The sequence below is a fragment of the Jeotgalibaca sp. A122 genome, assembly GCF_052266715.1.
GTDB lineage: Bacteria > Bacillota > Bacilli > Lactobacillales > Aerococcaceae > Jeotgalibaca.
This window is the reverse complement of the sequence record NZ_JBQPRB010000002.1, coordinates 82,571-107,289: the sequence shown is the minus strand read 5'-3', so window position 1 is coordinate 107,289 and position 24,719 is coordinate 82,571. Positions and strand designations below refer to the sequence as shown.

27 protein-coding genes, 1 tRNA gene and 1 riboswitch are annotated in these 24,719 nt (G+C 38.8%); of the genes, 8 read left to right on the top strand and 20 right to left on the bottom strand.

From position 1 onward, the window contains the following. Positions 1–18 precede the first annotated feature (18 nt). From glgA to gloA, 7 genes are all read right to left on the bottom strand, one after another. On the bottom strand, positions 19–1,452 hold the full coding sequence (glgA, locus tag ACTU7M_RS03170; RefSeq protein ID WP_443472925.1) for a glycogen synthase GlgA: 1,434 nt from the start codon (positions 1,450–1,452) through the stop codon (positions 19–21). Positions 1,453–1,466: 14 nt separating this feature from the next. Further along, positions 1,467–2,618, bottom strand: coding sequence for a glucose-1-phosphate adenylyltransferase subunit GlgD (glgD, locus tag ACTU7M_RS03165; RefSeq protein WP_443472924.1), 1,152 nt, complete (start codon positions 2,616–2,618; stop codon positions 1,467–1,469). Beyond that, the gene (locus tag ACTU7M_RS03160; RefSeq protein WP_443472923.1) at positions 2,605–3,753 is read right to left on the bottom strand and encodes a glucose-1-phosphate adenylyltransferase; all 1,149 of its coding nucleotides are present in this window, start codon (positions 3,751–3,753) and stop codon (positions 2,605–2,607) included. Before ACTU7M_RS03160 ends, glgD begins: the two co-directional genes overlap by 14 nt. Positions 3,754–3,795: 42 nt before the next feature. After that, positions 3,796–5,715, bottom strand: coding sequence for a 1,4-alpha-glucan branching protein GlgB (glgB, locus tag ACTU7M_RS03155; RefSeq protein WP_443472922.1), 1,920 nt, complete (start codon positions 5,713–5,715; stop codon positions 3,796–3,798). Positions 5,716–5,968: 253 nt separating this feature from the next. Then, positions 5,969–7,252: an alkaline phosphatase family protein gene (locus ACTU7M_RS03150; protein WP_443472921.1), complete on the bottom strand. Its 1,284-nt coding sequence runs from the start codon at positions 7,250–7,252 to the stop codon at positions 5,969–5,971. A 116-nt stretch (positions 7,253–7,368) separates the two neighbouring features. Continuing rightward, entirely contained in the window at positions 7,369–8,253 is an 885-nt protein-coding gene (locus tag ACTU7M_RS03145; RefSeq protein ID WP_443472920.1) for a DUF4349 domain-containing protein, read from the bottom strand. A gap of 621 nt (positions 8,254–8,874) precedes the next feature. Further along, the gene (gene gloA / locus ACTU7M_RS03140; RefSeq protein WP_443472919.1) at positions 8,875–9,249 is read right to left on the bottom strand and encodes a lactoylglutathione lyase; all 375 of its coding nucleotides are present in this window, start codon (positions 9,247–9,249) and stop codon (positions 8,875–8,877) included. 131 nt (positions 9,250–9,380) lie between these two features. On the opposite strand from gloA, the gene ACTU7M_RS03135 reads away from it, so the two are divergent. After that, positions 9,381–10,163: a hypothetical protein gene (locus tag ACTU7M_RS03135; RefSeq protein WP_443472918.1), complete on the top strand. Its 783-nt coding sequence runs from the start codon at positions 9,381–9,383 to the stop codon at positions 10,161–10,163. Positions 10,164–10,215: 52 nt separating this feature from the next. On the opposite strand, the gene cdd is transcribed toward ACTU7M_RS03135, so the two are convergent. Next, a complete protein-coding gene (gene cdd, locus ACTU7M_RS03130) occupies positions 10,216–10,623 on the bottom strand; it encodes a cytidine deaminase (RefSeq protein WP_443473130.1) in 408 nt (135 codons plus the stop codon). Between the two features lie 68 nt (positions 10,624–10,691). Continuing rightward, on the bottom strand, positions 10,692–11,789 hold the full coding sequence (locus tag ACTU7M_RS03125; protein ID WP_443472917.1) for an iron-containing alcohol dehydrogenase family protein: 1,098 nt from the start codon (positions 11,787–11,789) through the stop codon (positions 10,692–10,694). A gap of 126 nt (positions 11,790–11,915) precedes the next feature. On the opposite strand from ACTU7M_RS03125, the gene ACTU7M_RS03120 reads away from it, so the two are divergent. Further along, entirely contained in the window at positions 11,916–12,830 is a 915-nt protein-coding gene (locus ACTU7M_RS03120; RefSeq protein ID WP_443472916.1) for an AEC family transporter, read from the top strand. Between the two features lie 42 nt (positions 12,831–12,872). On the opposite strand, the gene ACTU7M_RS03115 is transcribed toward ACTU7M_RS03120, so the two are convergent. The 3 genes from ACTU7M_RS03115 to ACTU7M_RS03105 all read right to left on the bottom strand — a co-directional run bounded on the left by ACTU7M_RS03115 (position 12,873) and on the right by ACTU7M_RS03105 (position 15,077). Beyond that, complete coding sequence (locus ACTU7M_RS03115) at positions 12,873–13,847, bottom strand: DUF1002 domain-containing protein (protein ID WP_443472915.1); 975 nt, start codon at positions 13,845–13,847, stop codon at positions 12,873–12,875. Between the two features lie 74 nt (positions 13,848–13,921). Continuing rightward, entirely contained in the window at positions 13,922–14,470 is a 549-nt protein-coding gene (locus tag ACTU7M_RS03110) for a hypothetical protein (protein ID WP_443472914.1), read from the bottom strand. A gap of 88 nt (positions 14,471–14,558) precedes the next feature. Then, complete coding sequence (locus ACTU7M_RS03105) at positions 14,559–15,077, bottom strand: transcription repressor NadR (RefSeq protein ID WP_443472913.1); 519 nt, start codon at positions 15,075–15,077, stop codon at positions 14,559–14,561. Between the two features lie 112 nt (positions 15,078–15,189). Between ACTU7M_RS03105 and ACTU7M_RS03100 the strand changes: the two genes are divergently transcribed. Both ACTU7M_RS03100 and ACTU7M_RS03095 read left to right on the top strand, forming a co-directional pair. Continuing rightward, positions 15,190–15,633, top strand: coding sequence for a GNAT family N-acetyltransferase (locus ACTU7M_RS03100; RefSeq protein WP_443472912.1), 444 nt, complete (start codon positions 15,190–15,192; stop codon positions 15,631–15,633). A gap of 15 nt (positions 15,634–15,648) precedes the next feature. After that, positions 15,649–15,876 carry a hypothetical protein gene (locus tag ACTU7M_RS03095; RefSeq protein WP_443472911.1) on the top strand — a complete coding sequence of 76 codons (228 nt, stop codon included), beginning with the start codon at positions 15,649–15,651 and terminating at the stop codon, positions 15,874–15,876. 55 nt (positions 15,877–15,931) lie between these two features. Here the strand turns inward: ACTU7M_RS03095 and ACTU7M_RS03090 are convergent, their stop codons facing one another. The 3 genes from ACTU7M_RS03090 to ACTU7M_RS03080 form a co-directional block, all read right to left on the bottom strand. After that, positions 15,932–16,573: a YrrS family protein gene (locus ACTU7M_RS03090; RefSeq protein WP_443472910.1), complete on the bottom strand. Its 642-nt coding sequence runs from the start codon at positions 16,571–16,573 to the stop codon at positions 15,932–15,934. 71 nt (positions 16,574–16,644) lie between these two features. Continuing rightward, positions 16,645–17,094, bottom strand: coding sequence for a threonine/serine exporter family protein (locus ACTU7M_RS03085; RefSeq protein ID WP_443472909.1), 450 nt, complete (start codon positions 17,092–17,094; stop codon positions 16,645–16,647). Further along, positions 17,091–17,861 (bottom strand): threonine/serine ThrE exporter family protein, encoded by a 771-nt coding sequence (locus ACTU7M_RS03080; protein ID WP_443472908.1) that lies wholly within the window; start codon positions 17,859–17,861, stop codon positions 17,091–17,093. The genes ACTU7M_RS03085 and ACTU7M_RS03080 overlap by 4 nt, the downstream gene beginning before the upstream one ends. Before the next feature lie 144 nt (positions 17,862–18,005). On the opposite strand from ACTU7M_RS03080, the gene ACTU7M_RS03075 reads away from it, so the two are divergent. The 4 genes from ACTU7M_RS03075 to ACTU7M_RS03060 all read left to right on the top strand — a co-directional run bounded on the left by ACTU7M_RS03075 (position 18,006) and on the right by ACTU7M_RS03060 (position 20,170). Further along, complete coding sequence (locus tag ACTU7M_RS03075; RefSeq protein WP_443472907.1) at positions 18,006–18,794, top strand: NAD-dependent epimerase/dehydratase family protein; 789 nt, start codon at positions 18,006–18,008, stop codon at positions 18,792–18,794. An 88-nt stretch (positions 18,795–18,882) separates the two neighbouring features. Continuing rightward, complete coding sequence (locus tag ACTU7M_RS03070) at positions 18,883–19,191, top strand: hypothetical protein (RefSeq protein ID WP_443472906.1); 309 nt, start codon at positions 18,883–18,885, stop codon at positions 19,189–19,191. 58 nt (positions 19,192–19,249) lie between these two features. Beyond that, a riboswitch (TPP riboswitch) is annotated at positions 19,250–19,352 on the top strand. 70 nt (positions 19,353–19,422) lie between these two features. Further along, positions 19,423–19,998, top strand: a complete 576-nt coding sequence (gene thiT / locus ACTU7M_RS03065) for an energy-coupled thiamine transporter ThiT (RefSeq protein WP_443472905.1) — start codon at positions 19,423–19,425, stop codon at positions 19,996–19,998. Positions 19,999–20,087: 89 nt separating this feature from the next. Then, positions 20,088–20,170 (top strand) — tRNA-Leu (locus ACTU7M_RS03060). A 177-nt stretch (positions 20,171–20,347) separates the two neighbouring features. Here the strand turns inward: ACTU7M_RS03060 and ACTU7M_RS03055 are convergent. From ACTU7M_RS03055 to ACTU7M_RS03035, 5 genes are all read right to left on the bottom strand, one after another. Next, positions 20,348–20,545 (bottom strand): hypothetical protein, encoded by a 198-nt coding sequence (locus tag ACTU7M_RS03055; RefSeq protein WP_443472904.1) that lies wholly within the window; start codon positions 20,543–20,545, stop codon positions 20,348–20,350. 18 nt (positions 20,546–20,563) lie between these two features. Beyond that, on the bottom strand, positions 20,564–21,016 hold the full coding sequence (locus tag ACTU7M_RS03050) for a SprT family protein (protein WP_443472903.1): 453 nt from the start codon (positions 21,014–21,016) through the stop codon (positions 20,564–20,566). 69 nt (positions 21,017–21,085) lie between these two features. Next, on the bottom strand, positions 21,086–21,604 hold the full coding sequence (locus tag ACTU7M_RS03045) for a type 1 glutamine amidotransferase domain-containing protein (protein ID WP_443472902.1): 519 nt from the start codon (positions 21,602–21,604) through the stop codon (positions 21,086–21,088). 62 nt (positions 21,605–21,666) lie between these two features. After that, positions 21,667–23,829 (bottom strand): Tex family protein, encoded by a 2,163-nt coding sequence (locus ACTU7M_RS03040; protein ID WP_443472901.1) that lies wholly within the window; start codon positions 23,827–23,829, stop codon positions 21,667–21,669. A 17-nt stretch (positions 23,830–23,846) separates the two neighbouring features. Then, positions 23,847–24,587: a metallophosphoesterase family protein gene (locus ACTU7M_RS03035; protein ID WP_443472900.1), complete on the bottom strand. Its 741-nt coding sequence runs from the start codon at positions 24,585–24,587 to the stop codon at positions 23,847–23,849. Positions 24,588–24,719: the final 132 nt, after the last annotated feature.

Genomic DNA, 24,719 nt, shown 5'->3' with positions numbered 1-24,719 from the left:
TAAAACTAAGTAGTTGTTCTATACAAGAGATTGATAGAGTGACAAATAGTCTTGAGCAGGATGGGTCCAACTGAAGTCGCTACTCATGGCCTGATGGATAATTTTTCCCCATTGTTCTGGTTCTTCTTCATAAACATCCAGAGCACGGTAAATTGTCCCTAATAGATTGTATCCGTTGAATCCCCAGAAGCTAAAACCAGTACCCTCTCCGGTAATTTGGTTGTAGGGTATCACGGTATCCTTTAGACCACCCACTTCGTGAACAATTGGAAGCGTCCCGTATCGCATTGAAATCATTTGAGAAAGGCCACACGGTTCAAAGGCAGAAGGCATCAAGAATATGTCTGCTCCTGAGTAAATTTGTTGTGCTAAAGCCACGTCAAAATCAATAACTGCTTTAAATTTATCTGGATAAGCTTGCGTAAAATAACGGAATGAATTTTCAAATTGTGCTTCCCCCGTTCCTAATATCACAATTTGAACTTCACGGGTATGCATTAACTCTTGTACTTTTTCCTCTACAAGCTGGAAGCCTTTTTGTCCGGTTAAACGACTGACGGCTCCAATGAGAGGAATCTGTTCATCAACAGGAAGTCCCAGACGCTCTTGTAAAGCTTTTTTATTCGCGATTTTACCACTCAAGTCAGTGATATCGTAATGGTGTGGGATTCTTTTATCTGTTTCTGGATTGTTAATATCGTAATCTATGCCATTAATAATGCCCCGAATTTTCCACGAGTTATACCGTAACGTGCCATCTAACCCTTCTCCAAATTCAGGCGTTTGAATCTCTTGGGCATAGGAGGGGCTAACTGTAGTAACAACATCTGAGAAATTGATGCCACCTTTAAGGAAATTCACGTTATCATAGTAGGCTACTCCGGCTTCATGGAAAATGTTATACCCCGTGCCAAAAACCCCACTTAGAACATCTTGCGGATAAACACCTTGAAACAGAATATTGTGGATTGTAATCACTTTGCGAATCCCCTTAAGTGCCTCAACCCAATGGTATTTATCAACCAACAGGACTGGCACCATAGCGGTTTGCCAATCATTAACGTGGATAATATCTGGAATAAAACCAATCTTTTCCATCATTTCAATAATTGCCATCGAAAAGAATCCAAAGCGTTCACCATCATCCCACTCACCATACAAGCCTGGGCGATTGAAGTAGTCTTGATTGTCCACAAAGTAATAGGTTACGCCTTCAAGTTCAAGTGTTTTAATGCCACAGTAAACCCATTTTTTTCCTACGCTCATATAAAAATAAACCAGGTCTTCAGCTATATCTTTATATTCTTTAGATATTTGGCTGTAGAAAGGGAGAACGACGCGAATGTCGACTCCCTGCTTTACTAGTTCTTTTGGTAAAGCTCCTGCTACATCGCCCAATCCGCCCGTCTTGATAAAAGGTGCTGCTTCAGCTGCTGCAAATAAGATCTTCATAAGTCTCCTCTTTTCTAAGCCTGAACGGTTCTATTTTTCTCAATTACAATCAGATTATCTTTTGAACCTTTTAGGACAACGCCCGGTTCAATGGTGACATTTTTATCCAGGATACAGTATTCCAATACAGCCCCTTCACCTATTTTAGCTCCTTGCATAATGATTGAATCACGAATTTCTGCATTTTTCGCTACTTCTACTTTGCGGAAAACCATTGAATTTTCAATCGAACCTGCAATGAAGCCACCAGTTGCTAATAAGGATCGTTTTACGTTTGCACCGTCGCAATAATAGGTAGGTGCTTCATTTTTAACTTTTGTAATAATTCTTCTAGGACCATGGAAAACAGCATCATAGTAATCCTTATCAAGCAATGCCATGTTTGCTTCAAAGTAAGACTTAATCGAATCTAAATTAGCTATCGGACCTTTGTGTTCATACGCATCAACTTGGTAGAACTGGGCATAGTAGGCAACGAGGCGGTCAATATCCATACGAATCCCTTCTTTGTCTGCCCGGTCAATTAATTCTAATAATTTAGAAACACTCAGCATATAGAAGTTTAGACTCATTGGAACCTTATCTTCTGTATAATCGAAATCAGCGCTCGAAACAAACCCTAATACATCATGATCACCGTCTAGGCGAATCACCTTTTCGTGAGGGTGACCTTGAACTTCTTGGACGGGCATGTTTTTATAAACGACTGTCATATCCCCACTATGCGCCATATGAAAATCGCGAATATCAGAAAAATCTAATGAAGCAACAATTTTCCCACCGCCAACTACAACAAATTCTGCTTTTGATTTTACTAGAAACTCTTTTTGGTTTTCATAGAAATGATTTTCATCGAAATGTTGATCGCTCATTTGCTGTTTCATGTAAGTTTGGGAAAAAGTGAAAATTCCACCGCTTAAATTTGATTCCAGGTTCCATACAGCACCACTTCTAATGTGGTCATACACAGAACGTCCAGAACCACCAATAAAGATGGCCGCAGAATCCATTTCTGCGTGGCTAAGATTTGACAAATGGAAGTCTAATGCCCGATACCGACTGGCAAAAGGTAAAGCTGCAACTGGTCGATACGTTGTTAATGGTTGCATTTCCCTTGTACTAGGATCAGTTAAACTCAGAATTGCCGTAATTTTATTCATTCTCATAGTCTGTTCCTCCTACTTGTTCTTCAAAACCAATTACTTGGATATTATCGCGCGTCCCAATTATTTTTACGCCATCTTGGATGTTTGCAAATTCACCAATAATAGCGTATTTAATCGTAACATCTTTGCCAATTGTTGCATTCGCCATAATAACACTATCTTCAATGGAACTATTAGCTCCTAATTCTACATTTTGTGACACGATTGAATGTTCAACAGAACCGTCAATATAGCAGCCATCTGCTAACATAGAATTGTTAACTTTCCCATTTTCCGAAATAAATTGTGGAGGAGCAACCGGATTTTTAGAATAAATTCTCCAATTGTCATCCCTGATGTTCAGACTATGATCGGGATCTAAAAATTCCATATTGGCTTCCCACAGACTATCGATCGTTCCGACATCTTTCCAATACCCATCGAAGGAATAAGCATATATGCTTTCATTATTTTCGAGATAGGCTGGAATCACATCATGACCAAAGTCCATCATTCCTTTACTGCCGTTGTTATCATCCACAAGGTATTTCCGCAATTTTTTCCAGTTGAAGATGTATATCCCCATTGATGCTAAATTACTTTTAGGTTCTTTTGGTTTTTCATCAAATTCAATAATTTTGCCATTATCGTCGGTATTCATGATTCCAAATCTTGAGGCTTCTTTAATATCAACCGGAATTACCCCAACTGTTAAGTCCGCATCTCTATCGATATGGGATTGCAGCATCGCATCATAATCCATTTTGTAAATATGGTCCCCTGATAAAACCAATACATATTCTGGGTTTTTGGAGTCGATAAAGGCGATGTTTTGGGTAATCGCATTTGCTGTTCCTTCAAACCATTTTTCACCCTCTGAGTTTGTATACGGTTGAAGGATAGTTGCTCCCTTTTCGTGTCCGCTTAATCCCCAAGGTTCACCATTCCCAATATGATCATTCAATTCGAGTGGTTCGTATTGCGTTACAACTCCAACTTGTCTAACGCCTGAATTCGCACAGTTACTTAATACGAAATCGATAATACGGTAACGTCCACCGAAAGGAACTGCTGGTTTAGCAGTTTCTCTTGTTAATTTACCCAATCGTGTTCCTTGGCCACCAGCCAAAATCATTGCCATCATTTTATTTTTCATATGCTTCAGGAAGAACAGCCAATTCTTCCCTTCCCCTCCTTTTTATGCTTTCTTGTTTTTGTTCAAGCCATAAACTCTTTTGGGCCGTACATATACTGTCCCCATAGCTGGGACAACCAGTTCAATTGTGTGCTCGAACTGTTTGTAAGGTTGATTTACTGATTTCATTTCTGGTTGTGCTTTTGTCCATGTTCCTCCAAATTCCAGCATTTCAGTATTTAATAATTCCTCATAGGTTCCGCGATATGGAACCCCAATTTTGAAATGACGTCTTTCAACTGGAGTGAAATTGGTGATAATAATTAAGAAATCGCGTTCTTTTTCAGACTTACGAATAAACGATATGACTGACTCTTCATTGTTATCCGCATCGATAATTTCCATTCCTTCATAAGATTCATCTATTTCGTGTAGCGCTTTCTGATTACGATACAAGTGATTCAATGTTTTAATAAAATGCTGATATTCTTTATTAAATTCATTTTTTTCCAGGGCATCCCACTCTAGTTCCTCATAAAAACGCCATTCCAAAAATTGACCAATTTCATACCCCATAAAGTTCAATTTTTTACCGGGATGAGCCATTTGGTAGGCTTGTAAAGTTCTAAGCGTAGCGAATTGGTTGTAACGATCCCCTGGCATTTTGCCCAATAATGAATTTTTGCCATGTACCACTTCATCATGTGAAAATGGCAGAACAAAGTTTTCGTTGAAGGCATACATAAAAGAAAATGTAATGAGGTTAAAATTATCTTTACGGAACAATGGATCCATCTCAAAGAATCGCAAAGTATCATTCATCCATCCCATATTCCATTTATAATTGAATCCCAATCCATCCAGCTCATTAGGCTTCGTCACATTAGCCCAAGAGGTGCTTTCCTCAGCAATCATCAACATGTCTGAATCACGTGCAAAGATTGTTTTATTCATTTTCCTCAAGAAGTCTACACCTTGTTGATTATGGTTACTGCCATCTTCGTTAGGTGTCCATGGACCCTCATCGTAGTCCAGGTATAACATATTGGATACCGCATCAACACGTATCCCATCTAAGTGAAATTCCTGCATCCAAAAAATTGCATTTGAAATTAAAAAACTATGGACCTGCATTTTTCCTAAGTCAAAATTCATTGTTCCCCATCGGTTATTCACTGCCCGATTTGGATCGTGATACTCATAGGTTGGTGTGCCATCAAAATAAGGAAGAGCATAGTCATTTTTACAAAAATGTCCTGGAACCCAATCGACAATGACACCAATGCCATTTTTATGGGCTTCTTCAACGAATTCCCGTAGTTCTAACACATTTCCATAACGAGCTGCAACAGCAAAATAACCGGTTATTTGATAGCCCCAAGATGCCTCAAGCGGGTGTTCCATTAAAGGCATGAATTCAATATGGGTATAGCCCATTTCCTTTACATATGGAATTAATGTTTCAGCTAATTCCTTAAATGAATAAGAACGTCCATCAGGATGGCGCTTCCATGAAGCGAAATGCACTTCGTAGATATTAAGAGGTTTTTTGTAGATAGATTTTCTTTTTTTGTTTGCATACCATAAACTATCTTTCCATTTTTTTTCTGGTAAATCTTGGACAATTGAAGCATCTTTTGGTGGTACTTCAAAAGCGAGTGCATAAGGATCGATTTTATAAAAAGTTTTTCCATCCTGGGTCTCAATGAGGTACTTATAGCAATGGCCCACTTCTGCTTTTTCAGTGAAAATAGACCATGCCCCAGTTTCCCCAATGCTTTCCATTGGGATTTCACCCCATTCGGAAAAATCACCTACTAATGATACAGTTTTGGCATTCGGAGCCCAAACCGTAAAACGCCAACCGTTTTTATTATTCTCAGAACTGGGTTTGCTTCCCATAAAACGGTAACTTTCAAAATGTTGACCATTATTGAATAAATACATTTCTTTTTCGATGTGTGCTAAAGCCGAACTTTTCATTTTTCCTTATCCTCCTCCATCAAATATTGTGTTAGAACTTTTCAAAAACATTTAACATTAAAAAATTCTCATCTTCATGATAACATTCCTAACTTTATTTTTCCACGACATCAGAACGTTTCGGGACATTATTTAAATATAATTTTACTTCCCTTACATAAATTATGAGAATGTTTTCGCTATCATTTCATAATGCGATATAGAGCAACAATTTTACATTAAATTGTTCGGCCTCTTAATTCATTATGGTCTCTCATAAAAATAAATCTTTTAACACATGTCCATCCGTTTTATTAGGAAAACGAAGACCAATCGCATGCAATAGGGTTGGGCCTTCATCCACTAATCTGGCCCCATTTAAGCGAGCATCTTTATTGATGCCAGGGCCGGATAATAACAGCATGGTTTGATAGTTATTTTTATCTGGGTGGAATCCGTGAGCTGCTTTCGCCAGTGTTCTGCCTTTTATCGTTTTCGCGGTACTTTCCATAAAAGGATGAATAATGTCATCTTTAAAATAATATCCCCTTTTAGCTTCAAGGATAAAAATTGCATTTTCATCGACGCCATCGTATTTAAAATCTTCTTTACCAAAAATATTATCCAAACGGGAATCGATTCCCTTTAAAGCATCAAGAATCATTTTATTGGTGATGGTTGGATCTTTGCGATAAATGTATGCCGAACCATCTGCAGATTTCAAGATAACTTTCCAATCCGTAATTTGATTGCGTTTATTTACAGTAACCCAACCTTTATCAACAAACAAATGATTTGGTCTAATGACAGTATGAGTATCAATTTGATAATGGTCGCCTAAGACGGCCAATACTGTATCTTCCTTCATGCCACTCTCACTTAGAGCTCTTAAAATCTGGCCTAAATGTTTATCCATTCTAACAATAGCTTCTTTTGCTTGTGTGCTATTAACTCCGTACTTATGCCGGGTACTGTCTAAATCAACAAGATGAATAGCCATCATGTCAGGCTTCTTATTGATGATGGTGTCCACTGCTACCGCTATTATAAAATCATCGAGTTGTGGTTGTTCAATTCCATTACGAAGGTGTTTAAATTTATTATTCATTTCAACTGTATATTTGAGACTTGAAGCATAACCCGAAACCATAATTTGGTTCTGCCAAGGACGATTCGGAAAAATTTCCGCTAGATTATAATCAATTACCTTACTCCTACCGGTTACCGGCCATAAAAGAGAACCAATTGTATAGCCTGCTTGTTTGGCAACTTGAAAAATAGTGGGTGTTTTTATTGCTTTCTCATACCAAAACCAATCTGGAGAAATACGTTCCGGCTGCAATAAAGTATTGTTGGTTATCCCATGTTGATTTGGGTACATACCTGTAGCGATTGAAGTATGAGCCATATATGTTAATGACGGGTATACTGTTCGGATCCCAGTTACTTGGGCGCTTATTCCCATCAGCTCTTTGAAATGGGGTAATGTTCGGGCAAATTCTAAATCTGCATCACCAAATGCATCTAAAGATACAATATATAGTCTTTTTTTTGTCATAGTTCAACCTCCCTTTTCCCTTTTATAATACCATATCATTGTAAGTAGTCCTCATTCTGTCTATTGAACAATTCAGCACTCTCCGAAATATTAGAGAGTGCTGTTATATGCTACTATTATTTTTTCTTTTTGCGTATAGTTTTGCGTATCAGGATAATGACCATAGTGATTAACACGATAATCACAATATAAGGGATTGCATAAATCAACCAAATGGCCGCATCTTGAACCCAATAATAGAAGCTGTATAGAGAATCAAGAAGTGCTTCTCTGATACGTTCCCAAAACGACTGTGATTGATTTCTCGTATTGGAAATACGTTGCCGTTCCAATAATTGTACATGCACTGCTGTATAATCGATTAAATCATCAATTTGATCTAATTGTGATTGCAGAATTTCACGTTCGGCGATAGTTTGACTCAAATTATCTTCTATTTGCAGGATTTGTTCTATTGTTTCTGCTTGTTCCAAAAGTTCATTTAAACGTGTTTCTTTCTGATTGAGGACGCGTATTCTGGATTCCGTATCGCGATAATTTTTAGTCGCGTCCTCAGAACCTATCTGTTCACTGATTTTTTCTGCATCCATCCCCATTAAAGCATCCATGAAAAGTTCTAAATTTTCTTTGGGTACTCTTACCGTGTAATCAACACGTCGAAATTTTTTTGGATCTGCTCCAAAGGAACCTGCAGGAGTGTACTGCGATTCATAAGAGTATTCTACATAGGCATTCTGCTCCCGTACAGTTTCCAAAATATGTTCGCGGGATTCCTCATAAAGTAGCGTTTCATATTCAAGATAAATAGTAGTAATAACTTTTTCCCCGATTAGTCCCTCTTCAATTGCATCGGATTGTCCGGTTACGGCAGCTTCGTCGCGCATGTCACTGTCACCTGTTGAAAGCCCGCCATCCGATTGCATATTATCTTCCTGATTTGTGGAACAGCCTATAAGAATAAAAGAAACTAAAAGCATAAAATATTTCCAGCACGTTTTCATACCACTCACCTCCGGGGAATCTATACCTTTATTATAGCAATCTCCAGGGATGTAAGAAAGGGTTTTCATTATTGATGTTATTGAAATGTTGCTGGGTCATGACTATCAAAAGTCATTTTTTTCATTTTCATTTGTACCCCTCAATCTACTTACCAAACAAAAAAGGTTCTTGGTTATCTAGTGTTGGTGAAGGAAATGCCCTTCGGCCTGCGTGTTTGCTTGTGTACTGCCGTGGGACCGCTCTGAGCCTGTAGTCTCCGGGCTTGCAAGCCTCAAAGGGACCGTAGACGCTGAAGCATCAACGGTCCCTACTTTCGCATTGCATCCTTGACACGGCCACCAGCAACCCAACCGTCCTTCGGGATTTCCGCGAAGAATACCTACCAACACCATAAATAATAGAACCACAAAAAAAGAGCTACACCCAAAAGGGTGTAGCTCTCCTGCGGCATGATAATCATGGATAACGCCTTGTTCACATCAAATTGTTATCAAACATCCACTTACCGTGGTGTGTTAAACACATATGTCCCGCATCAACTACGATCGCAAATGGATCGTAAGTCGCCTCGTCGCATAAATGATATATTATCATATTAAAATGGGATACGCAAGTTTTTTTTAACGATCTTGTACAACTTCAATTTTATAGCCATCTGGATCCATTACAAAGTAATAACGGAAATCGGAATTAGGCAATCCTTTTAAATCCGTCATTTCAAAACCGGCAGTTTTATGAGCTTCATGCGCCGCCGGAACATCTTCCACAGCTATTGCGATATGACCATAGCCATCTCCTAACTCATAGCCTGGATGATCATAATTATATGTTAACTCTAATTGATAATCGTCACCCGGCAAGGATAAATAAACCAGAGTAAATTTATGTTCAGGATAATCTTTTCTAGAAACTTCTTCGAAGTCAAAAGCCTCCTTGTAGAAAGCCAATGATTTTTCTAAATCCTTTACCCGAATACAAGTGTGAACCATTTTCATATAAGATCGACTCCTTTTAATGTAATGTCACCATTGTAACATGAGCCTTGAAATTTGTTAATTTTACTTGTGCTCAAATTGAAACTCGATTATGCTAAGGGAGACCGAAATTGTAAAGGGGCAATTTTTAAATGAAACAATGTTATTTTTGTAATCACTCTATTCCTGACGACGCCGTTGTGTGTCCCATGTGTGGAATGGAAGTGATCGAAGAAAAGGGAAATAAGCCTTTCGTAGAAAAGCAATCCTACAAAATAAATGTCGAAGCTTCATCTAGGAAAGATGAAAAGCAATTTAGCTTTAGAAAAGGATTATCTTCTTTATCACATTACGGGACTTTCCTGGCTAGAAAAACCGTTCACCCGCTAGAGAGCATTCCCGACCTGAATATTCTGACCTTATATGGATATTTAACGCTCGTTATTTCCGCTGTTTTATCTGCTGGAATAGTGACGCGAGTCGTCGGAGCTTTAGAAAATACATACCAAGTTTTATCCTCTATCTCAATCTTACCTGTTCTAAGTTTTTCCTATTCCTGGCTGGAATGGTTAATAAAATTAAGTCTCTTTTTCTTCTTAAATTATTTATTATATGGTATCCTATCCTACCTCTTCCAAAAGAATAAAGTTGAAGGGCCTTCAACCTTTGGAAGTTGGCTGGCTGAGTTCAGCGCCATGAATGCACTCTACATTTTGATTTTACTCGCATTCTTTTTATTATCTTTTGTTGCTCCCATTGGATTGGGAATTCCGGCCCTTCTATTTGTGGCGATCCACCAATTAAGTTATTTGGTAAGTTTCCTTTTAACTATCGACAATATAAATGCTAACAAAAAATATTACCAGGGTCTCATTTCTACAAGCATCCATTTTCTATTGATGGTGGTTATTGGATACTTATTAATAAAAATATAAAAAAACGTATACCCATTCACCACCCTAGTGGTTAAGTTGGGTACACGTTTTTTTAATTATCCATTGTATCAAATGCATAAGGAACCAAATCCGAGACGGTTAAACGTTTGATATCACCTTTTCCATTTGTCACGAAAACCGGTGTGTCAGAATCACACAATTCCACCATTACCTGACGACAAATACTACAAGGCATGATGTAGTCTTCTACATTCGCAGCAACTGCGATGGCTGCTACATCATGCTTGCCGTAGCCCTTAGTGACACCAGTAAAGAGAGCAGTACGTTCAGCACAATTCGTAGCCCCGAAAGATACATTCTCAACGTTAACACCGGGAATTACTGTACCATCTTTATAGAGAACAGCTGCTCCCACCGGAAAATGAGAATACGGAACATAAGCTTTTTCTTTAATTTTTTTAGCTTCAGCAGCCAATGATTCGATTTGATTTTGCAGAATATCCAAACTAGTCAACCTCCTTGATAATGTTTAGTATTCCTATTATAACCGATGTTCACTGTAATGCTTTAATTATTAGTTTTTTCTAAGATTCTCATACCATCAGCAATCACTTTTGCCGTTATATTATAAGGATGCATACCAACAGGTGATTCACTACGAGCCGCAAATTGACCGATTTCCATTAGTTGTTCATCGCTTAAATAATCAAGCCCCATCTCTTTCAAGGACGTTGGAATCCCTAATGGAAAATAGAATTCTTTCAGCTTTGAAATTTCTTCCCATTTATTCTCGACTGCTAATTGAACCAGAATACCATAGCCTACTTTATGGCCATGTAAAAATTGATGTGATTCCGGAAAAACGGTTATCGCATCATGAATTTCATGAGCAACAGTGGTGCGGGCCAAGTAATCTCCAAAACCGCCAACCGTTCCACTAATAGAAATAATTGTTTCTATGACGGCTACTATTTCAGGAGAAATGACTCCCATTTCTAAATCAGCTAGCGCCTTGTTTCCATTTTCCAAAATGATGTTCTGACAAAGTTCTGCTGCTCTACGTGCCATAAGTAACATGGGACTCATTTGGTTCCCAGGCAACGACAAGATGACATCTGACTCATACCATTTCGCCAAAGTGTCTGCCATTCCTGCGATAAAATATTCTTTAGGGGAATTAATAACCAATGCTGGTTCGATCAATAACATCTTTGCTTGGACTGGTAAGACTTCCAAACCAGACATGCTCCCCTCTGGATGGTAAACAACAGTAACTGAAGTCCATGGTGCGCAGTTACTCGCTAGTGTAGGGATAGCAATGAATGGTAATGAATTAGAGAGATAGGCTGCATATTTGGCTGTATCTTGAATTTTACCACCACCCAAGCCGATAATGGCTTCGGCTCCCGTTTCTGTGGCACGCTTTGATACTGCCGCTATTGCCTCTTCACTTGCCTCGCCCATAAAATGGTATTCCTCTATATTAATATCTGAAGTTAACAACGGCTCCAAGAATGGTTGTGCTTTTTTCCATGATATAGTCCCATGTACGATAAGGATGCGAGTAATCCCAATCCTATGCAGCCGCATTGGCAAACTAGCCAAGACACCTTCTGCACAAATGTATTCTTGCGGACCAGGGTGAATCGTTAAAAAATCAGTCATATAAATTTTCCCTCCGAATGTCATATAAAGTATTCTCATTATAATCTAATTTGGTCGAAAAGGTAGAAAATAATATGGTAAGATAGTAATTATCTTTAACTTCAGAGGGGAGAAATTCATTAACTCATGTTCACGATATTATTACAGCAAATGTTAACAATGCTGATACTCATTCTTTTTGGTTTTGCTTTGGTTAAAAGAAAAGTCATCGACGGAAATGGCGCGAAACAAATTTCTACTCTTTTATCCATGTATGTGATGCCCGCATCGATGATTGCGTCCTTTAATGCTGACTTTGATTTCAACCGATTAAAATTGTTCGGCTGGGCTATCATTGCCGCTGTCCTAACAATTACGAGTCGTATTTTATTAAATCACTTTGTATTCGACGAAGAAGATCGCACGGCAAAGTATGGTGTTACTTTTTCTAACTCTGGATTCTTTGGTATTCCCATTGTTACAGCTTTAATCGGTACACAAGGAGTATTTTTTATGTCGGCCTATATTATGTGCAACAATATCCTTCAGTGGACTTATGGCCGTGCTTTAATTTCTGGGGATCGTAGTTCCATGAGTTTACGAAAAGTATTCACCAATCCTGGTATGGTTGGTGCTTTAATTGGCCTATCTATATACATCACCCAACTGCCACTTCCACAATTCATGTGGAAAGCAGTTAATAGCGTTGCAGCCCTGAATACTTCTCTAGCAATGATTATTATCGGTAGTTTTCTGGCTAATAGCGAATTGAAAGAAATTTTCACTAATAGGACTTCATATAAAGCAGCAGCTATGCGCTTAGTGATTACCCCCATACTGGCCATTATCATCATCAAATTGTTGCCTATAAATAATAGCGAAGTAGAACTTGTCATGACGATTGCTTCCGTTGCCCCAGCAGCAGCGAACACAGCAATTCTCGGGCGTTTATTCGGAGGAAACTACGAGTATGGAGCACGCATAGTCGTTTTAACTTCGCTCATTTCTATCATAACGATTCCTTTAATGCTGCAATTAGCGGAAATAGTCTATGCCTTATAACAAAAAGCGTTCTGCAAAAATGCAGAACGCTTTTTTCATATCCTAGTTAAATAAATTGAGAATTGCTTGCCAAATTTCATTGAAGAAATTACCAACCTTGTCAATGACACCACTGTCTTCAGCTTTTGAGACTAAATCTGAGATTTTACCTTGAACATTTTTAGACAAATCCTGCAATTGTTCTTTCACTTGTTGTGAGTCAATCGCGGATGTTTGTTGGTACTTTTCAAACAAGTCAAGCAGCCGTTGGAATTGTTCTTGCGTTACATAGCCTTCAAGTTGATTGTTTGCCAACGCCTCATTAATAATGCGTTCAATATCTTCTCTAGTAGCCAATTCGCCAACCTGGTCTTTTAAATCAGCCAATTCCTGCTTGATTTCAATGATAGCTTGATCCAAACGGGTAGTATCAAAGCCTTCGTCCGCAGCATTTTCTTGAGCAATTGCATTTGTCGTTTCCAGTTCTTCCTGGGCAACTTCCATACGATCTTGATCTAGTTTCTCACCATTGGCATCAAACGCTTTATAAATACCCGTCAAGGCACTCTCACCGGTTACACGGCTGATACTTGCAACAATCACATCTGCATCAGCAACACCAGCCGTAATAGCGGCATTTGTGTATTGCTCTTCAGTTATTTCAGTGATATTGTCAGGTGTTTGGATTGTAACTTCAACACCTTCACCGGCATCCTCTTTCTGGACAAGAACAGATGAAATCATCACTGATGTGTCGGCTGCACCTTCATTTAAATAGTTAGCCAGGTCCTCACCGGTAACAGCCATGCTATTAACATTGTCCATGACTTCGATACCTAATAATTCCGCTGTTTCTTCTATTTGAACTTCTGACAGACCCCCGCCATAGACAAAGGTGGGTTTGCCCCACTTTTCATTGATTACAGTCGTATCAATTCCTGATTCACTCGCTAATACGTTTTTAGGGTCCAGTGTCCCCGTAGCACCTAGCGTTACAGTAGTAGTTAATAATACAAGCGACTTTTTTAAATGTTTCATTTATTCACCCTCCTATAACAATAAGAGTAATCTTTATTGTTTTAATAGACATCCAACCTAGGATGTATTTACCATTAAGCTTTGACAGTTTTACTCGGTACAGCACGCCATACCATTCTAGCAAGTTCCAAATCAACCATACTATGGATGACCGTACCTACACCGACGAGCCCCATAACAGAAATAAGTAGGCCTTGATCATAATAAGCGGTCGACAAATTGCCTGCGAAATAAAAAACTGATACAACCAGCACTTCACATAATGCATGTAAAATTCCAATTAAAAAACTATAAATCCATCTATTTTTGGTGATTGCCATAGTTTTTGGGTGTTTAGATAAATACACTGCTCCTAAATAAGCAAAAATTAAATGGCTCGCTGCTCGAAGGGTAACAACAATCGGGAATCCACCTAAAAGGAAACCAAACGCAGTTCCAATCGCAACTGCAACAGCTACATAGGGGGAAATAAACATCGCGATAAAAGTAGCTACATGGCTTGCTAAAGTAAAAGAAGCGGGTTCCAATATTATTTTCAAGGGAGAAATCATCGGTATAAGTATTCCTACTGCAATCAATAACGCTGCAATAGTAATTTTTCTGGTACGTTGTCTATTTTTCAAAATACATCAAAACCCTTCATCACAATTTTATGTCAAAACAGGTGTCTTGACACCTACCTTTTTGATTATAGTTTTTTCATTGAAAAAGTCAACCATATAAAATCCCTGCTGTTTCGAGTTCAGATTTAATACGGTTAAAGGTCTTCTTATCTTTACACTGAATGGTATGTGTATGAATTCCACCAGTCAATGAAGCTAACATTTTTGATTCATTTTTCTTCACTTCTTTTAAATACTCTTTAATGTCAAAACGATTGGCAATTCTTAATTTTCCCGAGATCGTTCCGTACAATGGGTGTTCTACGATGACATCCAACACCTGTCCCCCATTATCAACTATGATCTGGAGTTCTTCTTTCGTTTGATCAGCGGTGTGCAAGCAGACAATTTTACCTTGATAAAGATAAGTTTCTTCCTCATTCCTTGGGAGGAGGTAACCCCTTGGAGTCGATAAGATATCATATCCCTCTGCTCTTAATAATGCTATATCCCCCACTATGACTTGTCGGCTGACATTGAATTGCTCTGCCAATTTCCTCGCACTCACAGCCACCTCAACCCGTTTGAGGCATTCTAAAATCTCTTGCCTTCGTGCCACAGTACTCATCAATATCCCCCTTTTCCAGAAATTCATTAATTATATTTTATCACGTTACCACTGACTTTTCCTACCTTCTCTACTATAATAAGTAAAATAGCAATATGAAAGGATCGTTGAGATGCTGAAGTTAACCAATCTAACAGAGGAAAACCTTGATGCAGTACTCAGTCTTAAAATGGAAGCTTGGCAAGCCGGAAAATTACCCACTGTGGCAGAAGAAATAGCCAAGGCTTATGTTGCACCTGATATACGGATACCTTTAGTTATCAACCAGCGAGAGGAAGTTGTCGGCTTTATGGTATTCGAGTTTTCAAAAACTGGTGATTCAATCAACTTGCCCTATTTTATGATGGCTTGGCAGCACCAAAACAAAGGATTCGGTACAGAAGCCTTGCGTAGGTTTATTGCATATGTCGACGGCTTGAATCATATACAACATATACGTTGTATTATTGGAACAGGGGATTTAATCGGTAGAAAAACCCTTGAATCTGCTGGTTTCATGCGGGGATTTACAAATATAGAAAAACGCGAAAATGAGATGGTTTTTATTGTTCGCTAGATGATGGAGGTAATTATGGATTCTATGAGATACGAAGCGTATCGTGAATGGCGGGATAGTATGTTGCTTTTTCAAGAAGACTTGGAATGGGACGAAAATGAAGAGGCAGACTTCGCCGTGTGGGATGCCGCAGATCACGAAGCGCGCGACGATTTTAATCTGTTTCTTGCAGCAAAAACACTCGACCAAGTTAGCTTCACTGAAATGAAAGAGATGGAATTACGGTACGAGCAAGAGAACTGATTTAACAAAACTTCACAGTCAAAAAGAGGCGAACCAATGGGTTCGCCTCTTTTTATCATTGTACAACTTCTTTAATTTCGTCATAGCGGGTCACTTGCCAACCCTTGCCGTCAACCCAGGTGAGATAAGCTTTATAAAAACGTCCTGTTGAAGTTTGCATAATTGTTGCGGTAACACGCTGGTCCCCGTCGTTTCCAATCCAATACTCAACCATGTCCCCCTCAGGGATGCCTGTGGCTTGAGCAGTTGCTTGCTTTATTTCAATGCGATCCGCACTTCCGTCGTTATAATTCGTCACATGTGTCCCGGTTTGCGTTGTTCCGATAGGTGCCCAATCTCCAACATATGCTTTGATAACATTTGGATCGTTGGATGCCACTTCACGTACTTCTGATTCCTCTGATTCTTTCGATTCAGATTCTTTACTTTCAGTTGATTCCACCGATTCCTCAGATGATTCCGAATCTACTTCAGATTCTGTTTCTTGAATAATCATTGAAGATTCAGATTGTTTGGAATCAAGGGCTAAATCATTCTCGTTTGCCCCGTTTGATCCAGGATAAATTAATTCCAGCAGTAATATAAAGATAGCAAGAACAAGTAAACCAATAGATAATTTCAATACTAAATCAGAACGACCATTATTTTTTTTATTGTGTTTATTTCGCTGTGCACGAGATTGTATTTTATCTGACAAAAAACTCGCCTCCTAACGAATATCTTACCATTACTAGTTTACTACCGTTTAATAATTTGATTACAACATGATTACTTTTTTGATAAACTTATTACTTTCAGGCGTGCTTGAAGATTAAACATCGAATCAACCAAAAATATGGAAACAGCAATTGCGCCCGACACGAGTAGAGCTCCGTTTAAATAAACCGTGGCGCTACTATAATCGCCTTCAATAAAGGAAAAAACAGCTCGATAAATCCCTTCCCCCGGTACAAGCGGAAAAAATGCAGGTAAAAAATAAATAGTCGTGGGTGTTTTCAAAATACGGGCAAAATATTGCGAAAAGAGAGCTATGGTCAAACTTGCCAATAAAGTCGCAACCACATTTTCAAAAAACTGTAAACTAATCAAATATACAAACCATCCCAGAGCTCCCGTTAAACCGATATGGAAGAGAGAGCGTTTAGGAGACTGCAGCAGTACCGCAAATAAAACATCGGCAATAAAAGCAACGAGTGATTCAAAAATTATCGTAATCATCCGAATAATCTCCCTCCTAAAACTAATCCAAAACCAATCCCCATTGCCACAAAAACAGCAATTAAGAATGCTTCAAGTATTTTTGCCCCTCCGGACATATAATCTCCTCGGAATATATCCCGCACCCCGTTTGTCATGGCCGTACCAGGCAATAAAGGCATAATTGCAGAAATTATCATAATATCTTGAGAAATCGGAACTGAAACGCTTGTCCCAATAAAATAAGTAAGCAGGGCAATAAAGAAACTTGCGACCATGTCAATAATAAAAGATGTTACACGCCAACGGCCACCATAATAGCGAATAAAAGCAACAGCTATTGAAATGGGAATGAGAGCTGTAAATTCTGTCCATCCGCCCTGATACATAATGGCAATCGCTTGGATAAACCCGATAAGGGCAATCGATTGAAATAATTCATTATACGTTTTTCCATTAATATCGTTCAGTTGCTTATAAGCCTCTTCGATTGTAATGACCCCACTAGTCACACGACGTGAAATATCATTGACTCTGGTAATATTTCCCAGATTCGTACTGCGCACACTGATTCGTTTGACAACAGTTATGGCATCCATCTCCGGACTATCCAAAGTCGCTATCAATCCAGTTGTAAGCGCCAAGGCATCAATCATTTTTAATTCTGTTAGATTCAATATTCGTGTAACAGTCTCCTCCACGCGATACGTCTCTGCATTGCTTTCCAGCATTATTTTCCCAGCGAGTACCGCTGTATCCATATAAAGTTCGTAATCCATATTCGGCATTACTCGGTCCCCCCTCGGTATTTTATGTGTGAATGTAGTATATCCTAAAAGTTGAATACTTTCTTTCATTTTCGATGGCTTTTAATTGACATTTAATTTCTATATTTATAAATTTAGTCTATAAACGTGCAGGAGGTATGTAAAATGGCTAAAATATTGATTACTGGTGCTAACGGGAATATAGGGACCGTATTAACCGAATATTTAAAACCAAATCATGAACTAACTTTAGTTGATGTCGAATTTACTAATTTGTCTGATACATTACTCGAAGGACTCATTTATTTGGATATCGATTTAGTCAAACCAGAAAATTGGAATGACTTGTTGACTGATATTGAGTACGTTATCCATTTGGCCGGTGATCCTAGTCCTGAAGCAGATTTTTACGGTACCTTACTCGATTTAAATTATAAAGTTCCCCATAATTTATTCGAAGCGGCTATAAAAAGCAACGTTAAACGCATTATTTTTGCCAGCTCCGTGCACGCAATTATGGGATATCCTAAAAATGTTCAAGTAAAAACATCAGATTATCCAAAACCGGCAGATGCATATGGTGTTTCAAAAGTATACATGGAAGCATTGGCTAGTTTCCATGCCTATACTTCCAAGCAAGAAGCGATTGGAATCAGAATTGGCGGTTTTGATAGTAAAATTGAACCCGGTGTAACAGATATGGACGGACTTGCCATATATTTGTCCAAAAGAGACATGTGCCATCTAATCGATTGCTGCCTGGAAGCCGAATTGGCTGAACCTTTCTTATTGGTCAATGGCGTCTCGAACAATCGCTTCCCGCGCATGGATATTTCCCAGGCGCATTTTGACATTGGCTATACACCTAAAGATGATGCCTTCAAAATGCTTCAAGATGGTGTATTGGATTTCAAGGAAGAAGATTCAGTCGACATGGAACCGGGCGAAGAATAAGATGGAAGGTTCCTTTCTGACGTTGCGGCAAGGCAACTTTATTTGTTATACTAGCAAATAAATACATTAGAAAAGGAATGAGATTTTTTTGGCAAAGAAAAAAGGATCTAACATCCAACGAAAAAATATCCAAACGAAAACATCTATTATCCACCCTTCTGTGGGTAATTATAAAAAAGAGACAGAAACTAAACAAACTGAACACGTTAATTCGTATACATTCTCAACAATCGGGATGTTCGCTGGCTTGATCATCGGTTATTTATTTAATGAAATAAATTGGGGCTTTGGAATCGGGTTATTTACAGGTGCCCTCATCGACTTTATTATCAATTTCCGCAAGAAAAAAAATTTCGAGGAAAAATTTAATCGTACATTAGAAAATAGTACAGATTAAACGATTGTGTTGCATTGTTTTATCGGCTATGGTAAGCTATATACAATTGAATAGGACACTTATCACAAAGGGGAGCCGGAAACGGCTGAGATTGAATGAGAATTCTAACCCTCTGAACCTGTTTCGTTAATGCGAGCGTAGGGATTGTGTGAGTTGAGAACACGTTAATAATTGTTTTCTCCTCCTTTGTAGTAGGTTAGTTCCATTCTACAATAAGGAGGAGATTTTTTTATGTCAAAAAATTTAAATGTCTGGATTGAAGCCACAATAATGGCAGCCTTAGCTACGGCGTTATCGTTCGTCCCACTAGAGATTGGTCCGAGCTTCACTATTACAGTTGGCCAGCCTGTACTAATCTTATATGCCCTACGTCGTGGCTTTGTTCCCGGTATGGTAGCAAGTTTTCTATGGGGAATCATGCATATTTTTGTCGCAAATGCAGACATCCTGACTCCTCTGCAAGGTTTTATTGAATATTTTGTTGCATTCGGATTCAGTGGGTTTGCCGGAATTTGGTCCAGCAAAACACAAAAAATGATGCAGTCAGATGATAAATTTCGCGCTAGCCTATATATAGTTCTCGCTTCTGTTGTCGGAACCGCAGCTCGATTCTTCTGGCATACAATCGCTGGTTATTATTTCTGGGGGCAATACGCACCAGAAGGATGGAGCCCTTGGTTTTATTCAATCGTTATGAATGGTGCCAGTGCCTTTGCTACAGCTACTTTTACAGTCGTTGTATTGTTGGTCATTGTTCGCACCACGCCTACTTTATTCCTGCCTAAAACGAAGAAACTAGGCTATTAATAAATTTTCCGTGTTCCAACAAACTATCGTTGGAACACGTTTTTTTGTGTTGACAAAAATCGTTTTCAGACCTATACTGAAATAGTTGCGCGGTCATGGCGGAATGGCAGACGCGCCAGCTTGAGGGGCTGGTGGGGGCAACCCCGTGGAGGTTCAAGTCCTCTTGGCCGCATACGATAAATTATTAAAGCCACCTAATCGGGTGGCTTTTTTTGTATAAATAATTGTTTGCGAAAACAAAACTGTTAGAAAAAAATTGCAGTGTAAGTAAAAAAATGCACAACTATTTGGATTTTACAGAGTCTTGTACAGACTGTTATCAAAACCTGTTCCTGGTTTCTTTGTTACCTTAGGTCTTTAATTCCTTCTCGATCAAATCTATTGCTATTTCGAAAGCCGTTATTCGCCGTTTAGCCAAAGTAATTTGTGATTTGTATCTTTCGCTATTTTCTTTCGCTTTTAGTGTCTTCAACGTTTCCCTCAATTTATGTAATATCGAAGCAATTTGTCTTTTTGCTTCGAGCAGCTCTTCTTTGGAATAGTCCATCCTCTTCATCCCCATGTTTCACATTATTTTCAAAGTCAACTTTCCTTTGCATCGTCCACATACATATTTAGCGGTATTTATTTTCTTTTTCCTTGGGATCATTTGCCCACAATCTGAACACATATAATGAAGCAATTTTTCTTTTTCAAGTTCAGAGCGTAAATCCTTCACGTAGCGACTACCACCTGTCGCAGCTAATAACTGCTTAAAATCTTGATCCCTATGACGATAACCTTTCCCTTCCAAATGTAAATGGTAATGACAAAGTTCGTGCTTTATAACAGAAATTAACTCTTCTCTTCCATATAATTCCCAAACCCTTTTATTGAAATCGAGATTATGACTACGTAATAGATAGCGCCCCCCGGTCGTTTTCAAACGTGGGTTGAAAGTTGCTTGGTGTAAAAACGGACGGGAAAAATATTTTAAGGAAATATCTTCAACTAGTTGTTGTAACATCATTTGATTCATGCTTCATTCAGCCTTTCTAAATCCCAGAAAAAGACAGTCCTTATTTCAGGACTGCCGTAACTCTTTCATTTATTCTTCTAATGCTTTTACAATCGCTTTATTGAATGCCGGCAAATCTTCGGGTGTGCGACTCGTAATCAAGCCACTCTCATCGATAACTAACTCGCTATCTTCCCAAATAGCCCCTGCGTTTTTCAAATCGATACCGACCTGACTTACCGATGTCATTTTCTTACCTCTCACAACTTCAGCATTTATCATTAACTGTGGACCATGACAAATGGTAAAGATTGGTTTATGCCCGGTATCAAAATGGCGTACAAAATCTAAAAACTTTTCATGTTTACGAAGCGAATCGGGCGAGAACCCACCAGGAATTAATAAAGCATCGAAATCGGCTGGATTGACTTCATCAATCCCTTTATCAATCGTGACTTCAGCTTCGCCTTTTTTTCCTTTGACAACATTGCCAGCTTTGTGTTCGATCGAGACAGTTGTATGCCCCGCTTCTTCAAGAGCTTGAACGGGAGACGTATATTCGGAATCTTCAAATAGATTGGTAACAAGTACAGCAATTTTCTTTGGCATTTCTTATTTATCCCCTTTCTATTGATAGTATAAGTCTAACAAACATCAATAGGTGGAACAAATTATTTGGCTAACATCGTTAGAGCAATTCGTCCTTTTTTAACATCAACAGACTCAATCCAAACTTTGACAATATCTCCTACCGCAACAACATCAGTCGGGTGCTTGACAAATTTATGTGTTAGTTTGGAAATATGTACGAGTCCATCCTGTTTAACACCGATATCAACAAATGCTCCAAAATCGACAACATTCCGTACGGTTCCTTCTAATTCCATTCCTTCTTTTAAGTCTTCCATAGATAATACATCTTGGCGAAGAAGAGGTTGTGAGATATCATCACGCAAATCACGGCCTGGTTTAGTCAGTCCTTGGATTATATCATGCAACGTTTCTCTTCCTAAACCTGTCGCATTAATCGTTTCTTTTTGATCGATTTTAGCCAAAACTTCTCTTGCCTTATCCGTTCCCACTTCTTTAAGAGTAAGACCCGCTAATTCCAGAACTGCTTTAGCTTCTGCATATGTTTCCGGGTGGATATCGGTATTATCCAAAATGTTTTTACCATCCAAAATTCGCAGAAAGCCCGCAGCCTGCTCAAAAGCTTTTGGTCCTAAACGGGGGACTTTTTTCAGTTGGGTCCGCCCTGTGAAAGCACCATTTTCTTCACGGAAGGAAACAATGTTATTGGCAATCGTTTTATTTAAACCGGAGACGTGTTGCAGTAATGGAGCACTGGCCGTATTCAAATTGACTCCGACCTGGTTAACGGCTGTTTCAACGACAAAGTCCAATCTCTCTGTTAAACGTTTTTGCGAAACATCATGTTGGTACTGCCCCACACCCACTGATTTCGGATCAATCTTGACTAACTCAGCTAACGGATCTTGCAAACGACGCGCAATACTGACGGCACTTCTTTCTTCAACCTGGAAATCCGGAAATTCCTGGCGCGCAATGTCGCTGGCTGAATAAACAGACGCACCTGCTTCATTGACAATAACGTAATAAATTGTTTGCTCCAGTAATTTAATTTGTTCTGAAACGAAAAGTTCCGACTCGCGGCTGGCTGTACCGTTACCGATTGCAACCATTTCTACATTATAATCTGTAAGCAATTTTCTAAATGCAGGACCAGCTTCTTTCATTTTTTGTTGCGAAGCTGGTTTATGCGGATAAATGACGCTTTTCGCCAATACTTTCCCTGTTTCATCAACAATCGCCAACTTACAACCCGTCCGGTAAGCTGGATCAAAGCCCATGACGACCTTCCCTTTCATTGGCGGCTGTAGCAATAAATTACGAAGGTTCTCACCAAATACAGAAATGGCTTGCTCTTCAGCAGTTTCTGTTAATTCATTGCGAATCTCCCTTTCGATGGCGGGGGCGATGAAGCGCTGGTAACTATCTTCATATGCCGCTTTGACCAAGGAGGCTGTGATGCTGTTTTTATTTTTGATGAGATTTGACTCTAGATAGCCATATATTTTATCCGTGTCTACCTTAAAAGCCACTTTAAGAATATCTGTTTTTTCCCCTCTGTTAATTGCCAGCATGCGGTGGGGTTGAACAGAACTAATGGCTTGGCTAAATTCGTAGTACATTTCAAAAATCCCTTTTTCATCTGCTTCTTGGTTTTTGACCGTACTTACAATTTGTCCAAAACGACGCGTGAATTCACGAATTTTTTCACGAAAAATCGGTTCATCACTCACTTTTTCTGCAATAATTTCATGGGCACCCTGTATGGCCGCTTCTTCTGTCGGGACATCTTGGGATAAAAACTTTTGTGCTTCAGTTGAGATTGAGCCCGTAACCGGGAATGTCAATAACCACTCAGCTAAAGGTTCCAATCCTAATTCTTTTGCAATTGCTGCCTTTGTTCGACGTTTTTGTTTATAAGGACGGTATAAATCTTCAATTTTTTGCATTTTTTCAGCTGATTCAATTTCTTTTAGAAGTTCGGGAGTCATTTTTCCCTGCTCTTCGATAATTCGAATCACTTCTTCTTTACGTGTTTCCAGATTGGTTAGATAGTGGTGACGTTCTTCGATTTCTCGAATTTGCACCTCATCCAAAGAACCAGTCATTTCCTTCCGATAACGCGCTATAAAAGGAACAGTATTGCCATCTGCCAATAACTTCAATACTGCTTCTATTTGCCCGCCTTTATATGTTTTCAGTTCTTTTTTTAATAAAGGAATTACTTTTTCGTTTTCTGCCATTTGACCTTGAGTTCCTTTCACTTGAAACTTATCGTTTGAAGCGTTTCATCTGTTTTTTGTATACCATAATGTGCCACTAAACCACCCTCATCAAAGACGAGACCATGAAGAATGCCTCCGTACACAGCTCCTCCGTCTATGCCAATCTTATTGTCTGACATCCACACGTTGAAATTTGAACTGTCTTGATGCAGTATCGGCGTCGGCGTATGGCCGAACACAATCGTTTTTCCGGTTTTATTAGAACCGTGATGGAAGGGTTCCCGAATCCAGTAAAAATCTGATGCCTGGGTATTTTTCCAATCTTCAAGAGATAAATCAACGCCAGCATGCACAAAGATATAATCATGCCATTCGTAATAGAGCGGAAGTGTTTCAATATAGTTTTTTAGCTTTGGATAGTGTTCTTTAACTAGAGCAGCTATTTCCTCTGGTGTAGCGCGACTCTGTTTCAAATCTGGCAATAGGGAAGAAATAGTATTCCCTCCACCGTTAATGAGATAGTTTCCGAAATAACTGTCGGGGTGACGCAAAAAATTCAAAAATATCTGCTCGTGATTGCCTGTTAGACATATGGCTCCTTCATTTTGAACGAGATACTGCACTAATTCAATACATGATTTGGAGTTGGGACCGCGATCAGCTAAATCACCTATAAATAAAAGTTGTTGGTCGTTTCTATCCCATTTCTTCAATAATTCTTTGAGCATCTCATATTCACCATGTAAATCACCTATAACGAATAATTTCTCTTTCACATCGACACCTCCCGTCTTTCCTTGTTACATTTTACCACATTTAGGGGATTCGTACGGCGCATTTTAATTAAATGGATAAAAAACCGAACATTAATCAAATTATGATATTTTATTGTTAATATTTTAATATTG

Excerpts from the sequence above, each read along its gene's own strand:
- glgA (WP_443472925.1), bottom strand. The coding sequence starts at position 1,452 with ATGAAGATCTTATTTGCAGCAGCTGAAGCAGCACCTTTTATCAAGACG.
- glgD (WP_443472924.1), bottom strand. The coding sequence starts at position 2,618 with ATGAGAATGAATAAAATTACGGCAATTCTGAGTTTAACTGATCCTAGT.
- ACTU7M_RS03160 (WP_443472923.1), bottom strand. The coding sequence starts at position 3,753 with ATGAAAAATAAAATGATGGCAATGATTTTGGCTGGTGGCCAAGGAACA.
- glgB (WP_443472922.1), bottom strand. The coding sequence starts at position 5,715 with ATGAAAAGTTCGGCTTTAGCACACATCGAAAAAGAAATGTATTTATTC.
- ACTU7M_RS03150 (WP_443472921.1), bottom strand. The coding sequence starts at position 7,252 with ATGACAAAAAAAAGACTATATATTGTATCTTTAGATGCATTTGGTGAT.
- ACTU7M_RS03145 (WP_443472920.1), bottom strand. The coding sequence starts at position 8,253 with ATGAAAACGTGCTGGAAATATTTTATGCTTTTAGTTTCTTTTATTCTT.
- gloA (WP_443472919.1), bottom strand. The coding sequence starts at position 9,249 with ATGAAAATGGTTCACACTTGTATTCGGGTAAAGGATTTAGAAAAATCA.
- ACTU7M_RS03135 (WP_443472918.1), top strand. The coding sequence starts at position 9,381 with ATGAAACAATGTTATTTTTGTAATCACTCTATTCCTGACGACGCCGTT.
- ACTU7M_RS03125 (WP_443472917.1), bottom strand. The coding sequence starts at position 11,789 with ATGACTGATTTTTTAACGATTCACCCTGGTCCGCAAGAATACATTTGT.
- ACTU7M_RS03120 (WP_443472916.1), top strand. The coding sequence starts at position 11,916 with ATGTTCACGATATTATTACAGCAAATGTTAACAATGCTGATACTCATT.
- ACTU7M_RS03115 (WP_443472915.1), bottom strand. The coding sequence starts at position 13,847 with ATGAAACATTTAAAAAAGTCGCTTGTATTATTAACTACTACTGTAACG.
- ACTU7M_RS03105 (WP_443472913.1), bottom strand. The coding sequence starts at position 15,077 with ATGAGTACTGTGGCACGAAGGCAAGAGATTTTAGAATGCCTCAAACGG.
- ACTU7M_RS03100 (WP_443472912.1), top strand. The coding sequence starts at position 15,190 with ATGCTGAAGTTAACCAATCTAACAGAGGAAAACCTTGATGCAGTACTC.
- ACTU7M_RS03095 (WP_443472911.1), top strand. The coding sequence starts at position 15,649 with ATGGATTCTATGAGATACGAAGCGTATCGTGAATGGCGGGATAGTATG.
- ACTU7M_RS03085 (WP_443472909.1), bottom strand. The coding sequence starts at position 17,094 with ATGATTACGATAATTTTTGAATCACTCGTTGCTTTTATTGCCGATGTT.
- ACTU7M_RS03080 (WP_443472908.1), bottom strand. The coding sequence starts at position 17,861 with ATGCCGAATATGGATTACGAACTTTATATGGATACAGCGGTACTCGCT.
- ACTU7M_RS03075 (WP_443472907.1), top strand. The coding sequence starts at position 18,006 with ATGGCTAAAATATTGATTACTGGTGCTAACGGGAATATAGGGACCGTA.
- thiT (WP_443472905.1), top strand. The coding sequence starts at position 19,423 with ATGTCAAAAAATTTAAATGTCTGGATTGAAGCCACAATAATGGCAGCC.
- ACTU7M_RS03055 (WP_443472904.1), bottom strand. The coding sequence starts at position 20,545 with ATGGACTATTCCAAAGAAGAGCTGCTCGAAGCAAAAAGACAAATTGCT.
- ACTU7M_RS03050 (WP_443472903.1), bottom strand. The coding sequence starts at position 21,016 with ATGAATCAAATGATGTTACAACAACTAGTTGAAGATATTTCCTTAAAA.
- ACTU7M_RS03045 (WP_443472902.1), bottom strand. The coding sequence starts at position 21,604 with ATGCCAAAGAAAATTGCTGTACTTGTTACCAATCTATTTGAAGATTCC.
- ACTU7M_RS03040 (WP_443472901.1), bottom strand. The coding sequence starts at position 23,829 with ATGGCAGAAAACGAAAAAGTAATTCCTTTATTAAAAAAAGAACTGAAA.